The sequence below is a fragment of the Marinobacter sp. 1_MG-2023 genome (assembly GCF_030549045.1).
Classification (GTDB): Bacteria; Pseudomonadota; Gammaproteobacteria; order Pseudomonadales; family Oleiphilaceae; genus Marinobacter.
Map to the genome: position 1 here is coordinate 144,919 of NZ_JAUOST010000002.1, position 26,133 is coordinate 171,051.

A 26,133-nucleotide genomic window follows, 5' to 3' on the forward strand; every position below is an offset into this window, starting at 1 on the left:
AAGATACCCAAGCGCCAGCCAGGGGTGATGCAATTACTTCCAGTATTATTTATTCGGCACGCGCTTATCAAGTATCGAGTCAATTAGCCCGTACTCTTTCGCCTGTGCAGGATCCATAAAATTATCACGATCCGTATCCCTGGAGATGGTTTCCAGATCCTGACCGGTGTGATGGGCCAGAATGGAATTCAGGGTATGGCGAATTTTGAGTATCTCGCGGGTATGGATCTCAATATCCGTCGCCTGGCCCTGATAACCTCCCAAAGGCTGATGAATCATTACCCGGGAATTAGGCAAGCACGCACGTTTACCCTCAGCACCACCAGCCAGAAGAAAGGCGCCCATACTGGCAGCCTGACCTACACACAGTGTGGATACGTCAGGCTTGATGAACTGCATAGTATCGTAGATAGACATACCCGCAGTCACAGAACCGCCAGGACTGTTGATGTACAGATGGATGTCTTTGTCCGGGTTTTCCGATTCCAGGAACAGAAGCTGCGCCACGATCAGGTTGGCCATGTGATCTTCCACCTGTCCAACCATGAAAATCACCCGCTCCTTAAGCAGCCGGGAATAAATATCGAACGAACGCTCCCCGCGGGCAGTCTGCTCGATAACCATTGGCACCAGGGCAGACCTGGCATCCATTGCGGGACCATCAAATGGATTCTGCGTCATGATACGCCTGAACTCCTTATGGACAAATGGGACGTAGCGTTTAACCACGGCATCTTCAATATTCTTGCATCTTATACTTTGCCAGCCGCAAGCCAAGATGAAAACAGCCGGACATGCCGGCTGTTAACTCTGTTCGGCCAGCGGAGCCAGAAACTGATCCGGCTCCGTCACTATTACGCCACCAAACTCAGCGCTGGGGTTGACCCGCCTGAATGGCTTCTTCGTATTTGACCTTCTTTTCTGTGACCTTGGCCTGTGACAGCACATAGTCGACAACCTGATCTTCCAGCACAGAAGATTCGATCTGGCTCTTCTGCTCAGGGTTGCCACTGAAATGCGCAATCACTTCTTCTGGTTGTTCATACGTTGACGCGATCTCTTGGATCTTTTCATCAACTTTGGCCGGATCCACTTTCAGGTCGTTCGCCTTTACAACTTCCTGGAACAACAGACCGGTTTTCACGCGACGTTCAGCCTGCTCCTGGAAGATCTCCTTCGGAAGCTGCTGGAAATCTACCTGGCCGCCGAAGCGCTGAACAGCGTCCTGACGCAGGCGATCAATTTCCTGATCAGCCAATGCTGAAGGAATGTCGACTTCCGTAGTCTCAAGAAGACCGTCTACAACGTCATTTTTGACCTTGTTAGATACCGCCTGCTTAAGCTCGCGCTCCATGTTCTTTTTCACTTCTTCACGGAATGCAGTTTCATCTTCGGCTTCAATACCAAACTTGGTGAAAAACTCAGCATCCAACTCAGGCAGCTGCGGCTCTTCAACCTCGTGAATCTTGATATCGAACTTGGCTGGCTTACCCTTGAGATCTTCGTTGTGATAATCCTCAGGGAAAGTCACTTCGATTTCTAGATCTTCGCCGGCCTTGCCGCCAACGATGGCTTTCTCGAAGCCCGGAATCATCTGACCAGAGCCCAGGGTCAGCTTGTGGCCTTCAGCGGCACCGCCCTCGAACTCTTCACCGTCGATAGAGCCTTTGAAATCAATGGTCAGCACATCCTTGTTCTTGGACTTGCGCTTGACCGACTTCATGGTGGCCTGCTGGCGACGCAGGTTATCGATCATTGTGTCGATATCCTTGTCGGTAATTTCAGAGGTCAGCTTCTCAATGGAAACCTTGCTCAGATCACCCAGTTCAATTTCAGGCATAACTTCGAAAACAGCAACAAACTCAAGGTCTTTGCCTGCTTCCATGGTTTTTGGCTCAAGCTTGGGCCAACCCGCTGGATTAATATCCTGCTCCTGCAGTGCCTTGATGTAGTTGTCACGCATGATGTCGCCAACAATTTCCTGGCGCACGCTGTCACCGAAACGACGCTTGACCACGCTCATGGGCACCTTGCCTGGACGGAAACCATTAAGGCGCACAGTACGCGCGGTTTCCTGCAGGCGTTTCTGGACCGCCTGTTCAATTTCCTGGGCGGGCACACCAATCGTCATGCGACGCTCGATGTTGGAGGTCGTTTCTACAGACACTTGCATGGAAAATCCTCAAATTTCGGGTTCGGTATATGAATGAAATTAAAACCAAAAGTCCTTTCCAGAGCTGATTCCCCGGAAAAGACCCAAAATTAAAAGCCGATAGTTTATCACGGATTGCCCTGACGAGAGAATCACCTCCCTCGTGTAGTTTCAGAGTTCGCGACTGGATCGACGACCCGATACGTGAGTTGGGGGCAAAAAGAGAAAAACAAAGGGGGAAAACCTGGACAACAGGAAAAATTCGAGCACTCACGAACGCACTAAAACAAAAAAGGCCCTCAGAGAAACTCTAAGGGCCTTCAAAGTGGTACTCCGGGAGGGACTTGAACCCCCACGCCTTGCGGCAACAGGACCTAAACCTATCGTGTCTACCAATTCCACCACCGGAGCAAAAAACCTGGAAACAAGCAGAGTATCGGCCGCTACAATCGTAATACCTGATAAAGCGGAAAACACTTAAAGAAATTGGGGTGGACGAAGGGGATCGAACCCTCGACCGCAGGAGTCACAATCCTGAGCTCTACCAACTGAGCTACGCCCACCACATCGTGATATACCTTGCGGTACATTCGACAAACCACTGTTTCTTAACTTTGCTGGCTGCGGTTCCGATCAAGCCGGCGGCTATTATGGCGCGCCCGGCAGGACTCGAACCTGCGACCCTCGGCTTAGAAGGCCGATGCTCTATCCAGCTGAGCTACGGGCGCTTGACCGTTCGCCTAGCTGAACATTCAGAAAATGGTCGGGGTAGAGAGATTCGAACTCCCGACATCCTGCTCCCAAAGCAGGCGCGCTACCAGACTGCGCTATACCCCGTCTGAACTGAACAACACGTGCATCAGCAAAGTTGGTGCGGATATTACTGGCGCCAAATGCTTCCGTCAACAGGGAAATTGAAATTCTCTTACAAATCCGCTGTTTTAACGTTTCACTGATCACTAAACCGCCAATATTCACCAGAGCTCACTGATTGGCGTAAGCCTGCAGGCGTGAGACAATACAAGTCCTCTTACGTTTACCAATGTCCAACCTACAAGACGAATCATGAGCGCCAAACTGATCAACGGAAAAGAAATTGCTGCCGAAGTCCGCCAACAAGTCGCATCCGGCGTAGAAGCCCGTATCCGCCAGGGACTGCGTGCGCCTGGTCTTGCCGTAGTGCTGGTGGGCAACGACCCGGCTTCGGAAGTGTACGTGGGCAACAAACGCAAAGCCTGCGATGCCGCGGGTATCCTCTCACTGTCTTACGACCTGCCGGAAGACACCACCCAGCAGACCCTGGAAGCGCTGATTGACGAGCTTAACGAAAACCCCGTCGTCGACGGCATCCTGGTGCAACTTCCTCTACCACAACATCTGGATGCAGACCCTATCCTGCTGAAAATCCGCCCCGACAAAGACGTGGACGGGTTTCACCCATACAATATCGGCCGCCTGGTCCAGCGTAAGCCGGCTCTGCGGCCCTGTACTCCCGCAGGTGTGATTACCCTGCTGGACAGCGTCGGCACCCCTTACAAGGGCCAGCATGCCGTAATCGTGGGTGCATCCAACATCGTTGGGCGTCCGATGACGATGGAGTTGCTACTCAAAGGCGCAACCCCCACCGTATGTCACCGCTTCACACCTGATCTGGAAAAATATGTTCGTGACGCCGACATTCTTATTGCTGCGGTGGGCAAACCAGGCCTTATCAAAGGCGAATGGGTCAAGCCCGGCGCCACAGTAATTGATGTGGGCATCAATCGAATGGAAAACGGCAAACTTCAGGGCGATGTGGATTTTGAAGCCGCCTCAGCGCGGGCTGCGTACATTACGCCTGTTCCTGGTGGCGTCGGCCCGATGACGATTGCAACACTCCTGCAGAATACCCTGTATGCGGCGAATGAGCTCCACAAGGAGTAATCGAACCGCTTCTATGCTTACCGAGCAGCCGTAAAAAAACCCGCCTAAGCGGGTTTTTTTATACTGCAGACCAATCTTACTGGCCAAACTTCGCTTTCGCCTTCAGGCGATAGGCATGCAACAACGGCTCAGTATAACCACTGGGCTGCTCGCGGCCTTTGAGAACCAGATCCATAGCGGCCTGGAAGGCAATGCTGTCGGCAAAGTCCGGCGCCATTGCCCGGTACGTTGGATCATTGGCATTCTGCTTGTCAACAACCTGCGCCATGCGCTTCATGGTCTCTTCAACCTGTGCCTCGTTGCAGATACCGTGATACAACCAGTTTGCCAGATGCTGCGATGAAATACGCAGGGTGGCACGATCTTCCATCAAGCCGACATCGTTGATGTCGGGGACCTTGGAACAGCCCACGCCGCTGTCAATCCAGCGTACAACATAGCCGAGAATACCCTGGGCATTGTTATCCAGCTCCTGCTGAATAGCTTCTGCAGTCAGCTTGGACGGATCATCCATAACCGGCACAGTAAGAATGTCATCCAGGTTGGCACGGGGGCGACTCTCAAGCTCTTTCTGAATATCTGCAACACACACCTGATGGTAGTGAGTTGCGTGCAGGGTTGCAGCGGTGGGCGAAGGTACCCAGGCCGTATTGGCACCTGCTTTCGGGTGACCGATCTTCTGTACCAGCATGTCGGCCATCAGATCCGGCATGGCCCACATGCCTTTACCAATCTGGGCCACGCCACGGAAGCCGGTTTCCAGACCGATATCAACGTTCCACTGCTCGTATGCACCAATCCAGGCAGCCTGCTTCATCTCGCCTTTGCGAATGAAGGGGCCAAGCTCCATGGAGGTGTGCATTTCGTCGCCGGTGCGATCCAGGAAGCCGGTGTTGATGAACACGGCACGTTCCTTGGCAGCATGAATACAGGCTTTCAGGTTCACGGTGGTGCGACGCTCTTCGTCCATAATGCCGACTTTCAAGGTGAAACGCGGCAGGCCAAGCGCATCTTCAACGCGACCGAAAAACTCGTTAGTAAACGCAACCTCTTCGGGGCCGTGCATCTTCGGCTTAACAATGTACACAGAGCCAGAAGTGCTGTTCTGGAAGCGACCGTCGCCCTTGAGATCATGAATGGCGATCAGCGAAGTCAGAATGCCGTCCATGAGACCTTCAGGCACTTCACTGCCGTCTTTCAACAGAATGGCCGGGTTGGTCATCAGGTGCCCGACGTTACGAATAAACATCAGACTACGGCCTTTCAACTTCAACGAGCCACCATCGGCGGCGGTGTATTCGCGATCCGCTTTCATTTTCCGGGTCAGGCGCTCTCCACCTTTCTCGAAAGTCTCTTCCAGATCGCCTTTCATCAGGCCCAGCCAGTTGCTGTAAGCCAGTGTTTTGTCGTCGGCATCCACGGCTGCAACGGAGTCTTCGCAATCCATGATGGTGGTCAGCGCAGATTCCATCAGCACGTCTTTTACATGCGCCCCGTCGTCTTTTCCAATCGGATGGCTGGCATCGATCTGAATTTCGAAGTGCATGCCATTCTTGACCAGAAGAATCCCTGTGGGCGAATCGGCAGCGCCGGTGTAGCCTACAAAGCCGGACTCATCTTTCAGGCCGGTTACATCACCATTCTGCAGTTTAACGACCAGCTTGCCTTCTGAAACCTGGTACAGAGCTGCATCTTTGTGGCTGCCCGCTGCCAAAGGCGCGGAGCTGTCGAGCAGATTACGTGCAAACTCGATAACCTTGGCGCCACGCACCGGGTTATAGCCACGGCCTTTTTCAGCGCCGTTCTCTTCAGAGATCGCGTCGGTGCCGTAAAGCGCATCGTACAGACTACCCCAGCGTGCGTTTGCAGCGTTCAGTGCAAAGCGGGCATTCATGATAGGCACCACAAGCTGCGGGCCAGCCATGGTCGCAACTTCGGGGTCAACATTAGAAGTAGATATACGGAAATCCGCTGGCTCGTCTACCAGGTAGCCTATTTCCTTCAGGAAGGACTTATAGGCAGCCATGTCCAGCTTCTGACCTTTGTGATCACGATTCCAGCTGTCCATTTTTTCCTGGATTGCATCGCGCTTTGCCAGCAATTCCCGGTTGCGCGGCGCCAGATCGTTGACGATCTTGTCGAATTCCGTCCAGAATTTTTCTGCATCCACTCCGGTGCCCGGAATTGCTTCGTTATTAACGAAGTCATACAAGTTCTTTGCGACCTGAATGCCGCCGAGTTGTACGCGCTCTGTCATCGTTCTTAGCCTCAGTGGGTTAGACCTGTCCCGAAAGCCGCTCAGCGGTCGGGCCTGAAAAATCGAAGGCGCATTATACGGGAAGTTCCTTATAAGGTCATTTCCCTGAATACAACACGACCTTGGTAATAGCGTTAACTGCGCCGCCAGCTCGTTCCCTCGCGGGAGTCGTCCAGAATAATGCCCTGCTCTGCCAATTCATCGCGAATGCGGTCAGCACCGGCGAAATCTTTGGCTTTGCGCGCATCGGCACGAGCCTGAATTTTCGCTTCAATATCTTCTGCGCTCAGCTCGCTGCCGGAGTCGGCCTGAAAAAAGGCATCCGGATCTTGCTGTAAAAGGCCGAGAACCGCGCCAAGCCTGATCATTACAGCGGCTGCGTCTCTTGCCTCATCATCCCTACCCTCACGGCGGTGCTGATTGATGTCGTTGGCGAGGGCATGTAAGACCGAAATCGCCCCGGGACAATTGAAATCATCGTCCATAAGCTCGGCAAAACGCCGGTCATACTCGGTCTCAGGCAACTGTCCGGACTCTGCAGGCGTGATGCCGCGCAGCGCGTGATATAGCCTGGCAAGCGATCGACCCGCCTCAGCCAGGTTATCCTCGGAATAATCGACCTGGCTGCGATAGTGGCTGGAAACCAGAAAGAAACGCACCACTTCGGACGGATAAGTCTCCAGAATTTCCCGGATGGTGAAAAAATTGCCGAGAGATTTGGACATTTTTTCCTTGTTCACTCGAATCGCACCTGCGTGCATCCAGGTATTCACAAAAGTGTGCCCTGTCGCACATTCGGACTGTGCAATTTCATTTTCATGATGCGGGAACAACAGGTCCGGACCACCGCCATGAATATCGAAGGTATCGCCCAGGCAACGGGTCGACATGGCAGAGCACTCAATGTGCCAGCCAGGGCGTCCATTACCCCAGGGAGACGGCCAGCTCACTTCGCCTTCGCCGGCGGCTTTCCACAAGGCAAAATCCGCCGGGCTGCGCTTGGCTTCGTGTACGTCGATGCGCGCGCCAGCAAGCAAGTCTTCAAGCTTTTTCTTGCTGAGCTTTCCGTAGCCTTTGAAGGACTCAACGGAAAAATACACATCTCCGTTATCAGCAGCGTAAGCATGATCAGATTCAATGAGTGTGTTGATCATGGCAGTGATTTCGGAAATATAATCCGTCGCACGGGGTTCGGCGCTGGGCGGCAGCACTCCCAGCCTGGCCTCATCCTCATGCATTGCGGCAATCATGCGCTCTGTCAGGTCAGTAAACGGCTCCCCGTTTTCCTCAGCCCGCCGCAGAATTTTGTCGTCGATATCGGTTATGTTGCGCACATAGGTTACATCGTAACCGCGGTCGCGCAGATAGCGTGTTACCACGTCAAAAGCCACCAGCACTCGGGCGTGGCCCAAGTGGCAGTAGTCATAAACCGTCATTCCGCACACGTACATGCGAACCTTGCCCGGCTCAATTGGCGTAAAGGCTTCTTTCTGCTGGGTTAGCGTGTTGTAAATCCTGATCACAGCTGGTCTCCCGAATGCTGACCCTTCTTCATTCTTCATTTACCCCAGGAATCCCGCAAGGTAACCGTACGATTGAATACCGGCTTACCGGCTTTGGCGGTCAGTTCCTGATCACAGAAAAAATAACCTTCCCGCTCGAACTGGTACGGCAGGTCCATCAGAGGTGTAGCCAGACTCTGTTCGACCCGCGCGCCCTGGAGCACCACAAGTGATTGCGGGTTAATGTGGTCAACGAAGTCGCCTTCCTTGTCGATGTCCGGTGATTCGTGGTTAAACAATCGGTCGTACAGGTTGATGTCACAATCCACACTGTTACTCGCAGATACCCAGTGGATAACGCCATTAGGCTTATAACCCTCGGGGTTCACGCCCAGCGTGGCTGGATCGTATTCGCAACGCAACTCCACGATCTCGCCGCTGGCATCCCGTACGATTTCTTTGCACGTCATCACATAGCCGCCACGCAGGCGAACTGCCTGCTCTGGTGCCAGACGCTTCCACTTGCGCGGTGCCTCTTCCACGAAATCTTCCCGGTCGATATAGAGGGTCTGGCTCCAGGTGACTTCGCGCTGCCCCATTTCCGGGTTCTGCGGATGTACCGGCAATACCAGGGTTTCGGTCTTGTCCGCCGGGTAATTGGTGATCGTGACTTTCAAAGGACGCATCACACACATGGCGCGGGGCGAGCGGGTGTTCAGGTCTTCCCTGATGGCGAACTCCAGCATGCCCATATCCACTGTGCCGCCAGCTTTGTTCACACCGATCATGTCGCAGAAGGTACGCAGGGATTCCGGAGTGTAGCCCCGGCGACGCATGCCCGAAATGGTAGGCATTCGTGGGTCGTCCCAGCCATCGACAAGGTGCTCATCCACCAGGCGCTTGAGTTTACGTTTGCTGGTGATGGTGTAGTTCAGGTTAAGACGGGCAAACTCGATCTGTCTCGGCTGACAGGGAGCACTGATGTTATCCAGAACCCAGTCATAGAGCGGTCGGTGGTCCTCAAACTCCAGCGTGCACAACGAGTGCGTAATCCCTTCCATGGCATCCGAGATAGGATGAGTGAAATCGTACATCGGGTAGATGCACCATTTATTTCCTGTCTGGTGATGCTCAGCGTAACGAATGCGGTAGAGAATGGGATCTCGCATATTGATGTTGGGCGACGCCATATCAATTTTCGCCCGCAGCACCAACTCACCGTTTTGATACTTCCCATCGCGCATATCACGGAAAAGCTTAAGGCTTTCATCCGTCGGCCGATCGCGGTACGGACTGTTTCTGCCAGGCTCTTTCAGGCTGCCACGATATTCCGCCATTTCGTCAGCAGATAACGCACACACATAGGCCTTACCCTTCTCTATGAGCTCTTCGGCAAAGCCATAAATGATGTCAAAGTAGTCAGAGGCGTAACGCACGTCGCCCGCCCAGGTGAAGCCCAGCCATTTCACATCCTTTTTGATGGCGTCAATGTACTCCTGGCTTTCCTTTTCCGGATTGGTATCGTCAAACCTAAGAGTGCACTCGCCGGCAAATGTCTCGGCAATACCAAAATTGAGGCAGATGGATTTCGCGTGACCAACGTGCAGGTAGCCATTGGGCTCAGGCGGGAAGCGTGTCACCACCTGACCGACGTGCTCACCTTTGTTAATGGCGTCTTCAATCAGGCTCTGAATAAAGTTATGGGCTTTCTTCGACTCGGCGCTCATACAATCTCTGTTAAAAGAAGTGGGTCGGAAACCGACTATTATACTCACAAATCAGGGCCGGACTCATGCATCGCCGGAAACTCTTGAGTACAATACTGGCATTAACCGATTAAAACTCAACGAACAGGAAACCCTGATGATTCTGCTGACAACCAATCACGGCGATATCAAGATCGAACTGGATTACGAAAAAGCCCCCGAAACCGCGAAAAACTTTGAGCAGTATGTTCGTGACGGTTTTTATGACGGCCTGATTTTTCACAGGGTAATCAGCAACTTCATGGTTCAGGGCGGCGGCTTTGAGCCCGGCATGAACGCACGTAAAACCCGCGAACCCATCAAGAACGAAGCTGACAACGGTCTGAGCAATATGAAGGGCACCGTCGCCATGGCCCGCACAATGGATCCGCATTCGGCCTCTGCCCAGTTCTTCATCAACGTTGAGAACAATGGCTTTCTGGACCACACCGCAAAAAATGCTGAAGGCTGGGGCTACTGCGTATTTGGCAAGGTAGTGGAAGGAATGGAGACAGTGGACGCCATCCGTGCTGTACGAACCACTATGGCCGCAGGCCACCAGGACGTTCCTCACGAAGACGTGGTAATTGTAAACGCCACTGTTCTAGAGGACGGAGACGCAGCGTGAACACGCTGTTCATCTCCGACCTACATCTGGAAGAGTCACGCCCCGACATTACCGGGGCGTTTCTTGGTTTTCTGGATAAAACCGCTCCGGGCGCAGAGCGGTTATACATTCTGGGAGACTTTTTCGAAGCCTGGATCGGCGACGACGAACGCACCCCGCTACAAAACCAGATTGCAGCTGCGCTACGCAAACTCAGTGACAGTGGCACTGAAATATACCTGATGCACGGTAACCGCGATTTTTTGCTGGGCGAGGATTTTTGCGCCCGGGCCGGCGCGACATTACTGGACGACCCCACGCTGATTGATCTTTACGGTACGCCTACCCTGCTGATGCACGGTGACAGCCTTTGCACCGCCGATGTCGAGTACCAGAAATTCCGCGCTAACATGCGCAACCCTCAAACGCAGAAACTCATTCTGGCCCGCCCTCTCAAAGACCGCCAGCAAATGGCCCGGCAACTCCGGGAAATGAGCATGGCAACAAACCGAGGCAAAGCCGAAGACATTATGGATGTAACGCCAGAGGAAGTGGTGCGCGTTATGGCAGCCTACGATGTGCCGTTACTGATCCATGGCCACACCCACAGGCCTGCCGAGCACAGCCTGGAAGTAAACGGAAAAGCTGCAAAACGAATCGTTCTAGGGGACTGGGGTCAACACCTGTGGTGGTTGGAAGCAAAACCCGGGTTAACGCATGAGTTGAAAAAAGCGTCGCTCTGATCGTTCCCGATAACCTTTCCCAGCAATTAAATCTGCGACACAGAGCCCCTTGGACGGGGCTCAATAGTTGAATGCCTGCACGTCCGACACATACTGTATGAAGACACTGTATGCAGGACACCCATCATTATGAGACTCTTCGCGATCCTTACAGATCGCCGTTTTTTGATCACCCTTGGGCTCGCCTGGTGCTGGCTACTGATAATCCGAGCCGCTCTGGTTATGCAAAGTGGCGTGTGGCCCAGCCCCATCGGAATGGTCGGAGGCGACGTGATCGGTGCGCTTATCCTCGCAATTCTGCTGACAATGGCACGCGGCCCCCTGCGTATTATCATGGTCATCTTACTTGGCTGTGCTGTTTATGTTGCCGGCATGCACCTTGCTGCACACGGTACCTTGTTTCAGCTGGCTTTCGCCGCCAAGAGTATCGACCCTACCTTCATAAGTGGGAGTCTGATCAACGCATATCTGGCCCTACTACCTTTCTATCTCTTTCTCGCATGGCTTCTGCACCGGCTGCATCTGGCGCTGGTTCCCAGACCGCCCCGCGGTACAGCCGGCTTGCTCGCACTTGGCGCTGGAGCGCTCCTGGTATACACAGCGGCGTTCCCAAGCCTGACAACACCTGCGAACAACGTCGTCGCCAGCGCGCTGGCTCAGATCCCCGGCACTGTGATCACCCCCCTGGGCACGGCAATCAGCGATGAAGCCGTCGAGGTTGTCGGACCGCCGCCGGAAACCCCCGAGACACAGCTCAATTTCTTCCATCAGCGGGTCAAGGGCGCACCTGTAGACGACCCTCCTAATGTACTGCTGATCATGATTGAAGGGCTGTCGGCCGGCTATTTTCCCGAAATCAGCCAGTACCACGGGCTCCAGCCTCTGGTGACTCTGGAGAACCTTGAAAGCACCTTGAAAGCACAGGGGTTCCGGATGTATCGCAATCATTTGAGCCTGGAGCGACAGACAGATCGTGGTACGTTTTCCATCGTGTGTGGCCGTTATCCGGATTTCCGGAGAGTCGCTACAAAGCTTTCGGACGTGACTGAGGAGCGTGCCTCGCCGGATTGTCTTCCTGCCAAACTAAGCCACACGGGATATCACACCGCTTACTGGCAGGCAGCGCCAACAGACTACATGCAGAAAGACAAATTTATGCCGAAAGCGGGCTTCCTCGATGTCACCGGCGCCGAGGTGTTCGATAACGCCGAAGATATAGAAGGCTGGGGCCCGGCAGATCCAGTATATTTCGCCAATATTGCGAAACGCTTGAAGCGCCTCGACCAACGCGACTCCCCTTGGTTTGTGACTCTCCTTAACATCGGCACACATCACCCCTTCGATATAGGCGAAGAAGCAGAAGAGCAACTCGAAGAAGCGCGCGCGGAAGATGCAGAGAGCTCCGATGACACTCCGTTGCTACAGCCCCAGCAAGCACGACGAGACGCCATGAAAGTAATGGAGACCTCGCTCGGGCATTTTCTTGAAGAGCTGACACGCAACGGAACCCTGGATAATACCCTGGTCATACTGACCTCCGATGAGTCGGGAGGTTTTGTGCGCGCAGACCATGAAACGCTTCCTCTGAACAGCAACCTGGGAATGCTCGCTGTGCGCCCGCCTGACCCACGGGATCTGGCCGGATATGCGAACGAGAGCGCCATCACGGCACAACTGGATATCCCCATGACTGTTCTGGATGCGACCGGTCGGGGCATGTACGCAGGCGATATGATTGGCCGCAGCCTGCTGGCCGTGAATGACAAAGAGCAGCGAGACATACTCCTGGCAGACACCTATACCGGGCTCAAGTACTTTTTCCGGGACCGGGGCGAACTGCTTGCATGCACGGAGTTGCTGGCTCGCTGTACTTCGTGGACATTCGACCCCGACCGGGTCTTCGGATCATTCAAGGAATCAGACAGTCCACCTTTTCTGACGCTGGACGAACGCCTGACACTGTTCAAAAACGCGACCAAGCTGACACCAGATGATTAGCATGCAAGGCCCGCGAACCAGAACTCTCAACCCCAACAGCTGTTATCTATGAAACCACTGATAGCCAGCACACTGAAGATTATCCACTGCCATCGCCGGGCGCTGCTGACTTACTATCTGTTTTTTTCCGGCCTCGCGCTGGCAGTCATTACCCCAACCCTCACCTGGGCTCTGGCAGTCATGCGGCCGGTAACTGGAGACGGGGCTATCAGTACAGGTGGCATTGTTGAATTTCTGGTTTCGCCGGGCGGAATGCTCTGGGTGGTTGTGAGCCTTAACCTTTCGGCGTTGATCTTCCTGTTGCAACAGGCCGGGATTATCCTCATCGCGGCAGCACCCCGACACCAACAATACCGGACTGCGCTGAGCGCACTCTGGCGCGTCGCCCGCACGTTCGGGAAACTGCTTAAGCTATCAATGCTTCAGGTTTTCGGTCAGTTGCTCGTTGCCTTGCCCTTCCTGGCCTTTGTCGGGTTTGCATGGACATGGCTGATCGACTTATATGACCCCTACCTGTTGCGCCTTGAGAAGCCCCCTGAACTTTGGTGGTTTATCGCTTGCACGACGCTGGCATGCCTGGGAACCCTCTACTGCAACGGCCGTCTTTACTTGCGCTGGATACTGGCAGTACCTTGTCTGATGCTCAACAACCTGTCCGCCACCGGGGCGCTTCGGGAAAGCCGTCGTCTCACTCAGGGCCAGATGAGAGTAACCAGCGGCGTGCTGCTCTTCGGGCTGGCTGCTCTGTTGTTAATGCCGGTGCTGGTCACGTTTACCTTCGGTCGGCTCGCCACGGGCCTATTTGTTTTTTTACCCCCCGACACCGACATACTGGTCGCCGTGCTCCTGGTTTTTATTGCGACCTACATTCTGATCACCATGATGATCACGTTTCTGGGCACAGTGGTCTACGGCACATTCGTTTTCAATCTTTACCACAGAGCGCGCGACAGCCTGCCTGCAGAACACCTCCCGCTGGCAGGCCAACCAACACCTCAATCCGCATTCGACACTGCGCCGAAAAATGCTGGCTTAAAAGCCTGGACCGTCGAGTTCATTGTCATCATGCTTGCGCTGGGGCAGGCCTGGTTTGTGATTGCTACGTTGGAACAACAAGATGACGTTGCAGTAACCGCGCACCGAGGCAGTGCATTCAAGGCGCCAGAGAACACGATACAGGCGATCGAGCAGGCAATCGAAGATGGTGCCGACTATGTTGAAATCGATGTACAGCTGACCTCAGACGACGTTCCGGTACTCTGGCATGATGCCGATATGAACCGGATATTCGGTTTAAAACAACGAATCAGTGAAGTTAGCTACCAGGATATCCGGAATCTTGACGCCGGAAGCTGGTTCAGCACGGACTTTGCAGGTGAACAGGTCGCAACTCTGAGCCAGGCTCTGGAAATTGCCCGTGGCCGCACGAAGCTCTTTATTGAGTTAAAGCCAGACCGGAACACACCGCATCTCACATCAACCGTCGTAAAGCTCCTTCAGCACAAGGATGCGGTCGACGGAACCATCATCGCAGCGGCGGACTGGGTGACCCTTCAGGAGGTAAAGCGCTCAGAACCGGGGCTCAGAACTGCGTTAATTGCACAGTTTGTGATTGGACCTCTGTGGGAAGACAACTACGACATTCTGGCGCTGCGCACAAACCGGGTAACGCCGGCAAGGATCGCCAGAGCCCATCGTGCTGGAAACGAGCTTCATGTCTGGACGGTAAACCAACCGGCCGAGATGAGGCGATTCATCGATATGGGGGTGGATAGCATTATTACCGATCGACCGGGATTGCTGACAGAAATTCTCCAGCAACGTGAAAGCCTCAGCAGCACCCAACTACTGGCGACCAAACTCCAGAGCTGGCTGCATTGATATCGACTAAAATAGGCTTATCGTGAATTGAAACTCAATCGCGAAAACCCACGCAAGGAACGCACGTTCATGACGCAAGGCTCCATCCGTTCTGCATTTACTGCCACACTTTGGCTCTGGGCTCTGCTGCTGTGCTTTTCCACCGCGCCGGCGTTGGCCGAGCGCTCTGAAGAGGCGCCGGAGAAGGCAGAAGAAGCGCGCCCGGCAGTACAGCCAGAGCTGGAGGCCGCTACGGATGCGCCACCGGAAATTAAACTGCCGGCCGCAGACAACTCGGATATTCAGTCGCAGGCTCATGCGCTGCAAACATCGCTTGAGCAGCGCCAGGAAGCTGTAAGGGACAGCCGGGAGCGATTGAATTACGCTGACTCGGTCCTGACCCGCCTCACGGATGAATACGAAAGTTTTGAGCTACGTCTGGAAAAGGCCGGGCTCAACCTGACCGCCAGTTACGCCAACCTGCTAAAACAACGTCTCGAGCGCCTGCAGAGGCAGAGTATCGCCAGTGATCTTATTGAAGGAATCGAGACCAAGCTCTCTAAGGCAAGAGAAGAGCAACTACGACTGGAGGAGTTTGAGGCTATTACCGAACCGAATGGAGACGCGCGTAGCCAGTTGCGTAGCCACCGCTCAGCCTTGTTGCGTGAACTACACAAAGTTGTTACCGAACACATCGGCGTGCTCAATGAATACTACAGCACGGTCACCGCCCTGCAGGATCAGGTTGTACAGTATCAGAAGCTTTTACAGCAACGTCTGTTCTGGCTCCCCAGTGCGTCTGCTATCGATAAAGACACCGCCAGGGAGCTCTACGAATCCGCGAAGTGGTTTATCTCCCAACTGAGTTTCGCGTCATTGAGCCAAGCCATGAACGATTCAATCAGCGAGCGCGGAGCACGCGCGGGACTCGTGGCATTGCTACTCATCGTGCTGCTTGTAAAGCGCAAGACCCTTAAACGTAACCTGGTGTCCAACAGCCGCTATATCGGAAACGTTGGCCACGATCGAACAGCTTTTACCCTGGCGGCACTGATCAACAGCGTACTGCTGGCATTGCCCGGGGTACTTGGTTTTTCTCTTGCGGCCTTACTGCTCATGGAAGGTAATGCTTTCTATGCCGCACTTTCAAAAGGCTTTACAGCCGCTGCGTTTATCATGTTTTTGCTGGCTTTCATCCGCAATGTTGCTCGCAAGCAGGGCCTCGGAGAAAGCCACTTCCACTGGAACGCCAACTCCTTGCGCGTTATTCGTCGAGAATTGCCGTTGCTGATGGCGTTTGTCATACCGGTAGCCGTCATCACTACGTCGACAAGTTCAACACCTGAAGGCACCCAATTTGACGACAGCCTTGGGCGCCTTCTATTCACTCTGGTGTCCATTGCATTGGCCGTCTTTGCATTTCACATCATGAGAGCGGTGCGGGCCGATAAACCTCGCAGTAACCTGTTGCTTATGCTCCACGTCATAGCGGTTGCAGCCCCACTGGTACTGGCCTCGGCATCCTTGATCGGCTATCACTACACTGCTCTGCAACTTGAACGAAACATATTTATAACGATCTGCTGGCTCGCCTTTAATTCACTGCTTTACTATGTGGGCTTAAGAGCGCTGTCCGTTCGCGAGCGCAGGCTCACCCTTGAGCGCTTAAGGGACCAGCGAGCAGCCGAGCAAAAGATGGCGGCAGCCAGAGAGGAGGCTGATTCTACCGGCGACGGCACGCTTCAGAATCTGGACATGCCCGAAATGGACCTGAAAGATATTAGCCAACAGAGCTCTTCGCTGCTTCGTATAATGGTCTCGGCACTAGCGCTGACCGGCCTGTTTTTCCTTTGGGCCAGCGTTATTCCAGCCCTGCAACTGTTCAACGACATCACACTTTGGACGATTGCTACCGACCTGCAGGGGGGCGACCCGTTACCTATCACGCTCGCAGATGTTCTGCTTTCCATACTGGTAGCCGCGGGCACAGTTCTGGCAGCGAAAAACCTTCCCGGCACCCTGGAAGTGACGATACTGAGCAGGATGAACCTTGAGCCTGGCACAGGCTACGCGATCACCACCATCACTACATACATATTGGTACTTTTGGGTGTGGTCATTTGTCTTGGGGTAATTGGCGTTCAATGGTCGAAACTGCAGTGGTTGATTGCTGCCCTGGGCGTGGGCCTTGGCTTTGGCCTTCAGGAGATAGTGGCGAACTTTGTATCGGGCATTATTCTTCTGTTTGAGCGCCCGATCCGCGTGGGGGATACGGTCACTATTGACGGCATCACCGGCACGGTGTCACGCATTCGCATTCGCGCAACAACCCTTATCGACTGGGACAGAAAGGAACAGATCATTCCCAACAAGACCTTTGTTACCGAAGATCTTACCAACTGGACGCTTTCGGATCCGATTACTCGTGTCGTCCTTCGCGTTGACGTTGCGCACGGATCCGATGTCGATAAAGTCCAGGACATACTCACCAACGTTGCCCACAACAACGCACGAGTTGTGGGCGACCCTGGGCCTGAAGTGTTCTGTATTGGGCTCGCAGACAGCAGTATCAACTTTGAAATCCGGGCTTTTGTCAAAGATCTGATCGACATCATGCCACTTTCCCACGAAATACACGCCGCAATCACAATAGCCTTGAAGGATGCAGGTATCCGCATACCCTTTCCGCAGCGGGACATTCATGTTCGCACCCTGCCCGAGTCCGGCCAATAGGATTCCGGCAGGGTGCCCTACCCGGTCAGTGTTGCAGAATCTGTTGCAGGAACTGCTGAGTCCGCGGCTCCCTCGGGTTACCGAAAAATTCACTGGGTGGCGCCTCTTCGACAATTTCGCCGCCATCCATGAAGATCACCCGATCCGCAACCGTTTTGGCAAAACCCATTTCATGGGTCACACAGATCATGGTCATGCCGCTTTCAGCGAGCTCGATCATGACATCCAGCACTTCCTTGATCATTTCCGGGTCAAGCGCCGATGTGGGTTCATCGAACAACATGATTTTTGGTTTCATACACAACGCCCTGGCAATAGCCACGCGCTGCTGCTGACCTCCCGATAACTGCCCCGGATACTTGTTGGCCTGGTCCGGAATTTTCACTCGCTCAAGATACTCCATGGCGGCTGCCTCTGCCTCCCGACGGGGTACCTTGCGCACCCATATGGGCGACAGGCAACAGTTCTCCAGCACCGTGAGGTGGGGAAAGAGATTGAAGTGCTGAAACACCATCCCTACTTCCCGGCGAACACTGTCAATGTGGCGGACATCATCGGTGAGTTCAACGTCATCGACGATAATCTTGCCCTGCTGATGCTCTTCAAGACGGTTGATACAGCGGATAAACGTAGACTTTCCTGAGCCTGAAGGGCCACAGATGACGATGCGCTCCCCCTGATCAATCGTCAGGTTCAGGTCTTTTAGAACGTGGAAATCGCCATACCATTTGTGCATGCCTTCCACTCGAATAATGCCCGGCTTATTCTCAGCCTGTACGTCCATGGATTCGGTGTGTTGTGTCATAGTCTCACCATCAGGTTTTGTGACCGGTATCAAGCTTGCGTTCAAGGTTCTGGCTATAGCGCGAAATGCCAAAACAGAAGACCCAGAAACAGAAAGCCACGAAGACATACCCCTCAATTGCAACGTTCTGCCACGCGGGGTCCGCTATGGTCGACTGAACGGCACCAAGAATGTCGAACAAACCAATGATCAACACCAGGGTGGTGTCCTTGAACAGTGATATGAATGTGTTCACGATACCCGGGATTACCAGCTTCAGTGCCTGGGGCAGAATGACCAGCCCCATCTTGCGCCAGTACCCCAGCCCCAGGGCACCCGCCGCCTCGTACTGACCCCGCGGAATAGCCTGAAGCCCGCCTCTGATCACTTCCGCCATATAAGCCGACTGCCACAGCGTGATGCCAATGAGCGCTCGCACCAGCTTTTCAAAGCTGACTCCGTCCGGAAGAAACAGGGGTAACATCACAGAAGCCATGAACAGCACTGTAATCAAAGGCACCGCTCGCCAGACTTCGATGAACACCACGCAAAGTCCGCGGATAATCGGCATGTCCGACCTACGCCCGAGGGCAAGCAGAACCCCGATCGGCAGCGAGGCAAGAATCCCGATATAAGCCAGAATAAGCGTGAGCATCAAGCCGCCCCACTTCGAGCTCCCCACCTCTTCCAGCCCCAGAACGCCACCAGGAATCAACACGTAGCCAATGATTGGCAAGCCAGTAATACCGAAGATTCCGAGCCATTTCCGACCAGGGAAGCGCTCAATGAATTGGGGCACAAACGCGACCGCCAGCAGAGCGAACATGACATCGACCCGCCACTGAAGCTCATCCGGGTAAAAGCCATAGATAAAGAAATTCAGGCGCTGCTTCACAAACAACCAGCAGGCGCCCGCCCCGACACAGTCGTCCGGGCCATTGCCTAGAAAAGTCGCGTCCAGTATCAGCCAGTTCAACAACGGGCCCACACTTGTGACAAGCAGATAGCCAACCGCCAGAGTCAGCAAGGAGTTGTACCAGTTGGAAAACAGATGCGTCCGCATCCACTTGACTGGCCCGAGGTTTCTTTTCGGGGGTTTCATCATCGGTTCAGTCATCATCGCTCCTTGATGGCCACGGCCCGGTTATACAGGTTCATGAACAGCGAAATCAGCAGACTGATGGTTAGGTACACAGCCATGGTGATCGCCACCACCTCCACTGCCTGACCTGTCTGGTTCAAAGTAGTGCCCATAAACACAGCAACCAGATCCGGATAACCGATGGCGGTTGCAAGTGAGGAGTTTTTCACAAGGTTCAGGTATTGGCTGGTCAGAGGCGGAATGATTACCCGCATAGCCTGGGGAATAACCACCAATCTCAGGGTAAGCCCGTTTGGCAAACCCAGGGCCTTGGACGCTTCGGTCTGCCCCTGACTGACCGACAGGATGCCCGACCGCACGATTTCCGCGATAAAGCTGGCAGTGTAGAGAGAAAGCGCAATCCAAAGGGCTACCAATTCAGGAATCAACGTAATCCCGCCGCCAAAATTAAATCCTTTGAGCGCAGGCACATCCCATTCCAGCGGCTGGCCTGCACTGAAAAACACCATGAGCGGCAGCAAAATCAGAATCGCGACACTAACCTTGAATGTGGGGAATATTTGCCCGGTTGCCATCTGACGTTTCTTCGCCCACATCCGGACGCCCACAACCGCCACAATGGCTACCAGAATTGCCGCCCAAACCAACCCGAAACCCTCCTGGGTTACCGGCCCGGGCAAATACAAACCCCGGTTGTTCAGAAACAGCGCTTCGCCAACCTCCACGCTTTGTCTCGGCGACGGAAGGTTGCTCAGGACTGCGAAGTACCAGAAAAATATCTGTAGCAGAAGGGGTATGTTTCGAATGACCTCGATATACACCAGCGAGATCTTGGCCACCAACCAGTTACTGGACAGGCGTGCAACACCAATTACAAACCCCAGAATGGTTGCGGCCACCACACCCATGGCAGATACCAACAGTGTGTTGGTCAAACCTACCCAAAATGTGCGTCCGTAGCTCATGGTGGCGTCGAATGGCACCAGGTGCATGATAATACCGAAGCCGGCAGACTCACCAAGAAACCCGAAACCGGTACTTATGCCCCGGCTCTGCATATTGGAGAGTGTATTATCGATAAGCACCCAGCCGAACCAGAAAACCACGGCCAGCGAAATAACCTGAAAAAAAAGAGCTCGAACCCGCGGGTCGTACCAGGGCTTCGGCCCGGCAGGTCTGGAATTAACAGTTTGTTTTTTCATGCACCATCCCGAAAAGCTTCCCTGCAAAACACAGCTTCAGAGTTAACGCCGGAGGCGTTACATGAACACCTCCGACGCAGCCTTTCAGGTATCAGCGTACCGGCGGTGCGTACAGAATGCCGCCATCTGTCCAGAGGGCGTTGATGCCACGCTCAAGACCAAGAGCAGTGTCAGGTCCTACGTTACGGTCGTACATCTCCGCGTAGTTACCCACCTGTTTCACAATGGCGTGACCAAAATCATCCGGAAGCCCCAGTTTGGCCCCCATATCGCCGTCGGTGCCCAACAGGCGCTGCACACTAGGGTTATCAGACTTCAGCATCTCATCCGCATTGGCCATGGTAATGCCGAGTTCCTCAGCGTTGATCTGAACGCTCAAAACCCATTTGACGATGTTGAACCACTGGTCGTCACCCTGACGAACAACGGGGCCAAGAGGTTCCTTTGATATGGTGTTCGGCAGGATCTTTGCGGAACTCGGATCGGTGAGCTTGGAGCGCAAAGCCGCAAGCTGGGAGCGATCGGAGGTCAACACATCACAGCGACCGGCCGCAAAACCCTGGACAGTCTGTTCCGATGTATCAAATACGATCGGCTTGAACTCCATACCCTTGGTCCGGAAATAATCCGAGAGATTCAATTCGGTGGTCGTGCCAGCCTGGATACACACGGTTGCGCCATCAAGCTGCGTCGCGTCGTCCACGCCAATGTCTTTATTTACAAGGAAACCTTGACCGTCGTAATAGTTCACGCCCGCAAAGTTGAGTCCCAACGAGACATCACGGGTAAGGGTCCAGGTGGTGTTTCTGGACAGCATGTCAATCTCACCTGACTGCAACGCAGTGAAACGTTCCTTGGCCGTCAAAGGAGTAAACTCCACTGCCTTGGCGTCGCCGAAGATAGCTGCAGCTACTGCCCGGCAAGTATCAACGTCGATACCAGTCCAGGCACCTTTTTCATCCGGCTGGGAAAACCCGGGGAGACCACTGGTCACACCACACTGCAGGTGGCCTTTTTCCTTTACGCTTTCCAGAGTTGTCGCCGCGAAAACGCTTGTGGTCGTCAGGGCACCTGCAACACAGGCCATTCCAAAGGCTACCGATCTCATGCTCTTCATTGTCGTTTCTCCGAACGTTTGCTGGTTACTTCGTAATAACTGCCGGGGAACTACCCCAGCAAATTACGAGCCACGCAGGGCAAGTTATTGTTTATTATGAATTCTTCTTACGTTCCAGGCTCTAACCAATATTCCGGAGCAGTTGAGATACTATTCCGGCCCCAAAATGGCACGCGTCGCCAAACAATACGCACCGTTTTGAGACATCACGAAGGAGCCTTGTTATTACAAGGTAGATCAAAGTTCGGAAATGTAACTAATTTATACCGGTTTTTTCTGCAGAACTGACAACATCGTCCGGTTGCTTGTAGGTTTCCAGGCGTTTCAGCCACCCTTTCAGCCAGCGTGTTTTTTCGATTGGATTGTCGGCATTGTTGGCCCTCGTGGTAAGAACCTGTGCGGCAGCTTCACGGAATCGTGCCAGCGTTACTACGTTCGGGTCGGGCTCCATGGCCAGAAGCACCTGCCTGAGCCCCCAGCCCACGCCGTCATAGCGCTCAGAGGGTGAGAGCCCCTCCCCTTTGAAGTTGACATAATCCATCAATGCATAGGTGCCGCCGGGCGTACGGCTCAGCGCTTTCAGATCGGCCCTTACCTGAGCTTTGCGATCTTCAGGTAGAGACTCGACGATCTCCACCAGCGAGGATTTGGCGCGCCGGAAGATGAACTCTGCCTGAATTCCTTGCGTGCCCGCCAGAAATTCACGAAGTTCAGCCACCCTTACGGAGTCATCGACAGCCTCAAACGATGACTTATCTGGCCAGGGAGCATCAAACGGTTCGAGCTCTCTCAACCATCCAGGGATGTTGACCTGGCGCTGCTTCATATATTCAACCAGCGCTGGAAAGCTCTCTACGAATCGCTCATTTACCCCTTCCGGGTACCAGATAAAGTGGCCAATACCCAGCGAAGGAAACGCCTCCCCGTCATTCCAGTGAACAAGGCACTGAAACTGGCCTGCGCATTCATTCTGAAATATTTTCTGACCAACCCAGTCCATCTGTGCAGGCTTCAGAGCAATAGAAATATCGACGGAGGTCTCCCCGGAAGCCAGAGCAGCAGGATTCGTGTCACCCGCTTCTGCTTCGGTATTTCCAGTATTGTTTTCGGATTCACAACCGGAAAGCACCAACATGCTAACCAGAAAGATCAGACCGAGCGCCTTATTAAACAAGTCATCACCTCATTAGAACGTCGTTTATATCTACTCATGGCGAAGGGCGTCGATAGGATTGAGTCTTGCGGCTTTGCGCGCCGGGAAAAACCCGAAAATAACACCAATCGCAACAGAAAAGAAAAACCCCAGCAACATAACGCCTGGCGCCAGTAAAAACGGCATATCAAGGCGGGACGTTACCAACCAGGTACCTCCAATACCCAGTAACAGCCCGATAAGTCCACCCAGAGTCGACAAAGCTATAGATTCGACCAGAAACTGGGTCAGCACATCGCGGGTTCTCGCGCCGATTGCCAGGCGAATACCTATTTCCCGCGTCCGCTCGGTAACCGACACCAGCATAATGTTCATGATCCCTATACCACCCACAAGAAGGCTAACGGCGGCAATGGCACCCAACAAAATGGTCATGGTATTGGTAGTACTCGCCAAAGCATTTGCAATATCCTGAGTATCGCGGACATAAAAATCATCGTCTTCCGGGGAGGCAATATGGCGTCGCTGGCGAAGCAGCGATTCGATATCTTTCTGGACTCTGCCAGTGCTTCCATCGATGAGCGCCGACACAAAAATTGTTTGCACATCGAGGCTTCCCAGCAATCGTCGTTGCACCGCCTTGACTGGCATAAGAATCGTTTTGTCCCGATCCTGCCCCATGGACTGCCCTTTCTCTTCTAGCACAGCGATCACCCGACAGGCGGTGCGCCCAACTCGAAGCGTTGTTCCCAAGGGCTCCTGGTCGAGGTACATCTCATCAATCAAAGTGGTGCCGATAATGCACACTGCTGACCCGGCGTTCAGTTCGTCGGGATCGAAGGCCCTGCCGTATGCAATCCCGTGATTGCGCACAGCAAAGTAATTGTTATCTGTTCCTACGACCGGTATCGTCTCGTTGGCGTTGCCGATGACCACCGTCGGATTGACGGTAATTGCAGGTGCTACAAGAATTTCCGGTACTTCCTGTGCAATGGCCTCTACATCTTCAAGATCAAAAGGCTCAGCTGAAGTGCGCACTCCCCCCGGGCCACGCTGAGCAGTTCCCGGCATAACGAACAGCAGATTAGAGCCAATGCTGGCAATCTCGTCAGTAACGCTGCGAGTAGCGGACTGGCCCAAGTGAACCATGGCCACCACACTACCGACACCAATGATGATGCCCAGCGTCGTCAGAAACGAACGCAGCTTGTTCCGCACGATTGCCTGAAATGCCATGACAAAGATGTCCAGCCACCTCATGATAAAACCTCGTCCGGGGTTCCATCCTTAACGAGCTTTCCGTCGACGAAGTACAGGACTCTATCGGCATACCGGGCGATGTCCGGCTCATGGGTGACCATGACAATCGTGATACCGCGCTCAGCGCGGATCTGAGCCAGTTGCACCATGATGCTATCTGCCATGCCGGTATCCAGGTTCCCGGTAGGCTCATCCGCCAACAATACAGGCGGCTCAGTGACCAGCGCCCGGGCAATGGCTACCCTTTGCTGCTGGCCACCGGAAAGTTGATTGGGAGTAGCAGGTTCACGCCCGGAGAGGCCAACAATTCGCAACGCTTCCCTGGCCCGGGCTTTGCGTTCTGAGCGCCGGACGCCATCATAGATCAAAGGCAGTTCCACATTAGCCAGCGCGGTGACCCTTGGCAGAAGATTAAAGCTCTGGAAAATAAACCCCATAAAATGGCGGCGTAAGAGAGCGAGTTCGTCACGGTCCAGACCACCCACATTTACGCCCCGGAACAGGTATTCGCCGGCTGAAGGCACATCAAGGCAGCCAATCATGTTCATACAGGTAGATTTGCCCGAGCCACTCGGCCCCATGATTGCGACAAATTCCCCCTCTCGAATGGTCAGATCAACACCATCCAGCGCTCTCACCTCAGCAGATCCGCTTCCATAGATCTTGAAGATGTTACGCATGCGAATAACAGCCGGCGGCAAATCACGCGCATCCAAGTCATGATTTCCAAAACGGGCGCTGTTACTCAACGGAACCGCTCACGATTCCGGTCAGTATTTCGTCGCCTTCGGACAGCTCATCGCTCAGAACTTCCGTGTACCGGCCATCGGTATAGCCGCTGCGGACAAGCACCCGACGGGGCTTATCGCCCTCAAGCACCCAGAGAGTATTTGAGGAGGCCAACGCGTTCCCCCTTGAGCGGTCGGCCGGATGACTGAACATACCTCCACCCTCTGCATCGGTTGTGGGGGGCGTAAAACGGAAAGCGATGTTTGGAACCCTCAAAGCCTGATCGCGCTGCCCTGTGTTGATGGTTGCGGTGGCAGTCATACCCGGCTGAAGGAGATGCTCGGAATTGTCGACCGCCAGTACAGTGGTATAGGTAACAACATTGTTTTCAACCGTGGGGTAAAGGTAAACCTTCAATACCTCGGCCTCAAACTCCCTGCCCGACCAGGCATCCACGGTAAACGTCGCAAGCTGGCCGGCTTTCACCAAGCCCACATCCGCTTCATCCATCGAGACATGAAGTTCCATCTGCCCCAGATCCTCAGCCAGCAAGAAAAGTACAGGTGTCTGGAAGTTTGCAGCCACTGTCGCGCCTGGTTCGATACTGCGCTGAAGCACCACGCCATCAATAGGAGACGTTATTACAGCTTTCTCCAGTCGCGTCTGAGCCTGAGAAACCGTCGCTTCAGCCTGGCGCACAGTAGCCCGGGCATAGGCGGATCTCGCGACAGCACGCTTCCGGGTGGCAACGGCCTTATCCAGCGTTGCCTGGGGCGAGGTTCCCCGCTGCACCAGAGACTCCGTTCTTCGTTCATCTACCAAGGCCTCTTCCTGAGTAGCTGCGGCCTCGGCGAGAGACGCACGTGCCAGTTCAAGGCCCGCGGCGGCTTGCAGCAGTGCGACTTCAAGCTCTTCAGTATCAAAAAGAGCAAGAACCTGACCCCGCTGGATTTCATCATTTTCTGAAACCAGAACCTCGCTCACCAAACCTGAAATTTCGGCGCCGACCGACACTTCACTCTTGGGCTGAAGATTCCCGGTCGCCATGGCAGTGAGGACCATATCGGCTCTGTCGAGCTTGTGAGTCTGCCACTGTATGTGAGTATCCTCTGGCCACAACCACCATGCCAATCCAGCGATAAGGGCCGCACCAAGCACAACCCAGATCACAACAGTGAATCGCCCCCGGTTCTTTTCAGCCCGGATGACCGAGTTCACTTCGTCCGCCATGCTTTGCAAAGAAGGATCGGTTTCAGATGCCATTGG

19 protein-coding genes and 4 tRNA genes are annotated in these 26,133 nt (G+C 54.0%); 6 read left to right on the forward strand and 17 right to left on the reverse strand.

The genetic code is table 11. From position 1 onward, the window contains the following. Positions 1-45: 45 nt before the first annotated feature. The 6 genes from clpP to Q4606_RS06920 all read right to left on the reverse strand — a co-directional run bounded on the left by clpP (position 46) and on the right by Q4606_RS06920 (position 2,989). Positions 46-681: an ATP-dependent Clp endopeptidase proteolytic subunit ClpP gene (gene clpP, locus Q4606_RS06895; RefSeq protein WP_303593324.1), complete on the reverse strand. Its 636-nt coding sequence runs from the start codon at positions 679-681 to the stop codon at positions 46-48. A 187-nt stretch (positions 682-868) separates the two neighbouring features. Continuing rightward, positions 869-2,173 carry a trigger factor gene (gene tig, locus Q4606_RS06900; protein ID WP_303593326.1) on the reverse strand — a complete coding sequence of 435 codons (1,305 nt, stop codon included), beginning with the start codon at positions 2,171-2,173 and terminating at the stop codon, positions 869-871. 305 nt (positions 2,174-2,478) lie between these two features. Then, a tRNA-Leu gene (locus Q4606_RS06905) sits at positions 2,479-2,563 on the reverse strand. A gap of 76 nt (positions 2,564-2,639) precedes the next feature. Further along, a tRNA-His gene (locus Q4606_RS06910) sits at positions 2,640-2,715 on the reverse strand. Between the two features lie 88 nt (positions 2,716-2,803). Further along, positions 2,804-2,880: transfer RNA gene (locus tag Q4606_RS06915), tRNA-Arg, on the reverse strand. A gap of 32 nt (positions 2,881-2,912) precedes the next feature. Next, positions 2,913-2,989, reverse strand: a tRNA-Pro gene (locus Q4606_RS06920). Positions 2,990-3,217: 228 nt separating this feature from the next. Between Q4606_RS06920 and folD the strand changes: the two genes are divergently transcribed. After that, a complete protein-coding gene (gene folD, locus Q4606_RS06925; RefSeq protein ID WP_303607081.1) occupies positions 3,218-4,075 on the forward strand; it encodes a bifunctional methylenetetrahydrofolate dehydrogenase/methenyltetrahydrofolate cyclohydrolase FolD in 858 nt (285 codons plus the stop codon). Positions 4,076-4,151: 76 nt separating this feature from the next. Here the strand turns inward: folD and Q4606_RS06930 are convergent, their stop codons facing one another. From Q4606_RS06930 to Q4606_RS06940, 3 genes are all read right to left on the reverse strand, one after another. After that, entirely contained in the window at positions 4,152-6,332 is a 2,181-nt protein-coding gene (locus tag Q4606_RS06930) for a malate synthase G (RefSeq protein WP_303607082.1), read from the reverse strand. Between the two features lie 134 nt (positions 6,333-6,466). Next, entirely contained in the window at positions 6,467-7,855 is a 1,389-nt protein-coding gene (cysS, locus tag Q4606_RS06935; RefSeq protein ID WP_303607083.1) for a cysteine--tRNA ligase, read from the reverse strand. 35 nt (positions 7,856-7,890) lie between these two features. Further along, positions 7,891-9,561: a glutamine--tRNA ligase/YqeY domain fusion protein gene (locus tag Q4606_RS06940; RefSeq protein ID WP_303607084.1), complete on the reverse strand. Its 1,671-nt coding sequence runs from the start codon at positions 9,559-9,561 to the stop codon at positions 7,891-7,893. Between the two features lie 136 nt (positions 9,562-9,697). Here Q4606_RS06940 and Q4606_RS06945 point away from each other — a divergent pair, with 136 nt between their 5' ends. The 5 genes from Q4606_RS06945 to Q4606_RS06965 all read left to right on the forward strand — a co-directional run bounded on the left by Q4606_RS06945 (position 9,698) and on the right by Q4606_RS06965 (position 17,520). Then, positions 9,698-10,207 carry a peptidylprolyl isomerase gene (locus Q4606_RS06945; RefSeq protein WP_303607085.1) on the forward strand — a complete coding sequence of 170 codons (510 nt, stop codon included), beginning with the start codon at positions 9,698-9,700 and terminating at the stop codon, positions 10,205-10,207. Then, on the forward strand, positions 10,204-10,929 hold the full coding sequence (gene lpxH, locus Q4606_RS06950) for a UDP-2,3-diacylglucosamine diphosphatase (RefSeq protein ID WP_303593337.1): 726 nt from the start codon (positions 10,204-10,206) through the stop codon (positions 10,927-10,929). The genes Q4606_RS06945 and lpxH overlap by 4 nt, the downstream gene beginning before the upstream one ends. A 129-nt stretch (positions 10,930-11,058) precedes the next feature. Then, on the forward strand, positions 11,059-12,927 hold the full coding sequence (locus Q4606_RS06955) for an LTA synthase family protein (RefSeq protein WP_303607086.1): 1,869 nt from the start codon (positions 11,059-11,061) through the stop codon (positions 12,925-12,927). Between the two features lie 48 nt (positions 12,928-12,975). After that, complete coding sequence (locus Q4606_RS06960) at positions 12,976-14,808, forward strand: glycerophosphodiester phosphodiesterase family protein (RefSeq protein WP_303607087.1); 1,833 nt, start codon at positions 12,976-12,978, stop codon at positions 14,806-14,808. Positions 14,809-14,877: 69 nt separating this feature from the next. After that, positions 14,878-17,520: a mechanosensitive ion channel domain-containing protein gene (locus Q4606_RS06965; protein ID WP_303607088.1), complete on the forward strand. Its 2,643-nt coding sequence runs from the start codon at positions 14,878-14,880 to the stop codon at positions 17,518-17,520. Between the two features lie 25 nt (positions 17,521-17,545). Here Q4606_RS06965 and Q4606_RS06970 read toward each other — a convergent pair whose 3' ends face one another. The 8 genes from Q4606_RS06970 to Q4606_RS07005 form a co-directional block, all read right to left on the reverse strand. After that, positions 17,546-18,304, reverse strand: coding sequence for an amino acid ABC transporter ATP-binding protein (locus Q4606_RS06970; RefSeq protein WP_303607362.1), 759 nt, complete (start codon positions 18,302-18,304; stop codon positions 17,546-17,548). Positions 18,305-18,335: 31 nt separating this feature from the next. Next, the gene (locus Q4606_RS06975; RefSeq protein ID WP_303593344.1) at positions 18,336-19,424 is read right to left on the reverse strand and encodes an amino acid ABC transporter permease; all 1,089 of its coding nucleotides are present in this window, start codon (positions 19,422-19,424) and stop codon (positions 18,336-18,338) included. Continuing rightward, complete coding sequence (locus Q4606_RS06980) at positions 19,421-20,608, reverse strand: amino acid ABC transporter permease (RefSeq protein WP_303607089.1); 1,188 nt, start codon at positions 20,606-20,608, stop codon at positions 19,421-19,423. The genes Q4606_RS06975 and Q4606_RS06980 overlap by 4 nt, the downstream gene beginning before the upstream one ends. Positions 20,609-20,699: 91 nt before the next feature. Further along, a complete protein-coding gene (locus Q4606_RS06985; RefSeq protein WP_303594324.1) occupies positions 20,700-21,695 on the reverse strand; it encodes an amino acid ABC transporter substrate-binding protein in 996 nt (331 codons plus the stop codon). 286 nt (positions 21,696-21,981) lie between these two features. Next, positions 21,982-22,899 carry a hypothetical protein gene (locus tag Q4606_RS06990; RefSeq protein WP_303607090.1) on the reverse strand — a complete coding sequence of 306 codons (918 nt, stop codon included), beginning with the start codon at positions 22,897-22,899 and terminating at the stop codon, positions 21,982-21,984. A 30-nt stretch (positions 22,900-22,929) separates the two neighbouring features. Then, positions 22,930-24,138 carry an ABC transporter permease gene (locus Q4606_RS06995; protein ID WP_303607091.1) on the reverse strand — a complete coding sequence of 403 codons (1,209 nt, stop codon included), beginning with the start codon at positions 24,136-24,138 and terminating at the stop codon, positions 22,930-22,932. After that, positions 24,135-24,854 carry an ABC transporter ATP-binding protein gene (locus Q4606_RS07000; protein ID WP_303607092.1) on the reverse strand — a complete coding sequence of 240 codons (720 nt, stop codon included), beginning with the start codon at positions 24,852-24,854 and terminating at the stop codon, positions 24,135-24,137. The genes Q4606_RS06995 and Q4606_RS07000 overlap by 4 nt, the downstream gene beginning before the upstream one ends. 25 nt (positions 24,855-24,879) lie before the next feature. After that, positions 24,880-26,130 carry an efflux RND transporter periplasmic adaptor subunit gene (locus Q4606_RS07005; RefSeq protein ID WP_303593353.1) on the reverse strand — a complete coding sequence of 417 codons (1,251 nt, stop codon included), beginning with the start codon at positions 26,128-26,130 and terminating at the stop codon, positions 24,880-24,882. Between the last annotated feature and the right edge of the window lie 3 nt (positions 26,131-26,133).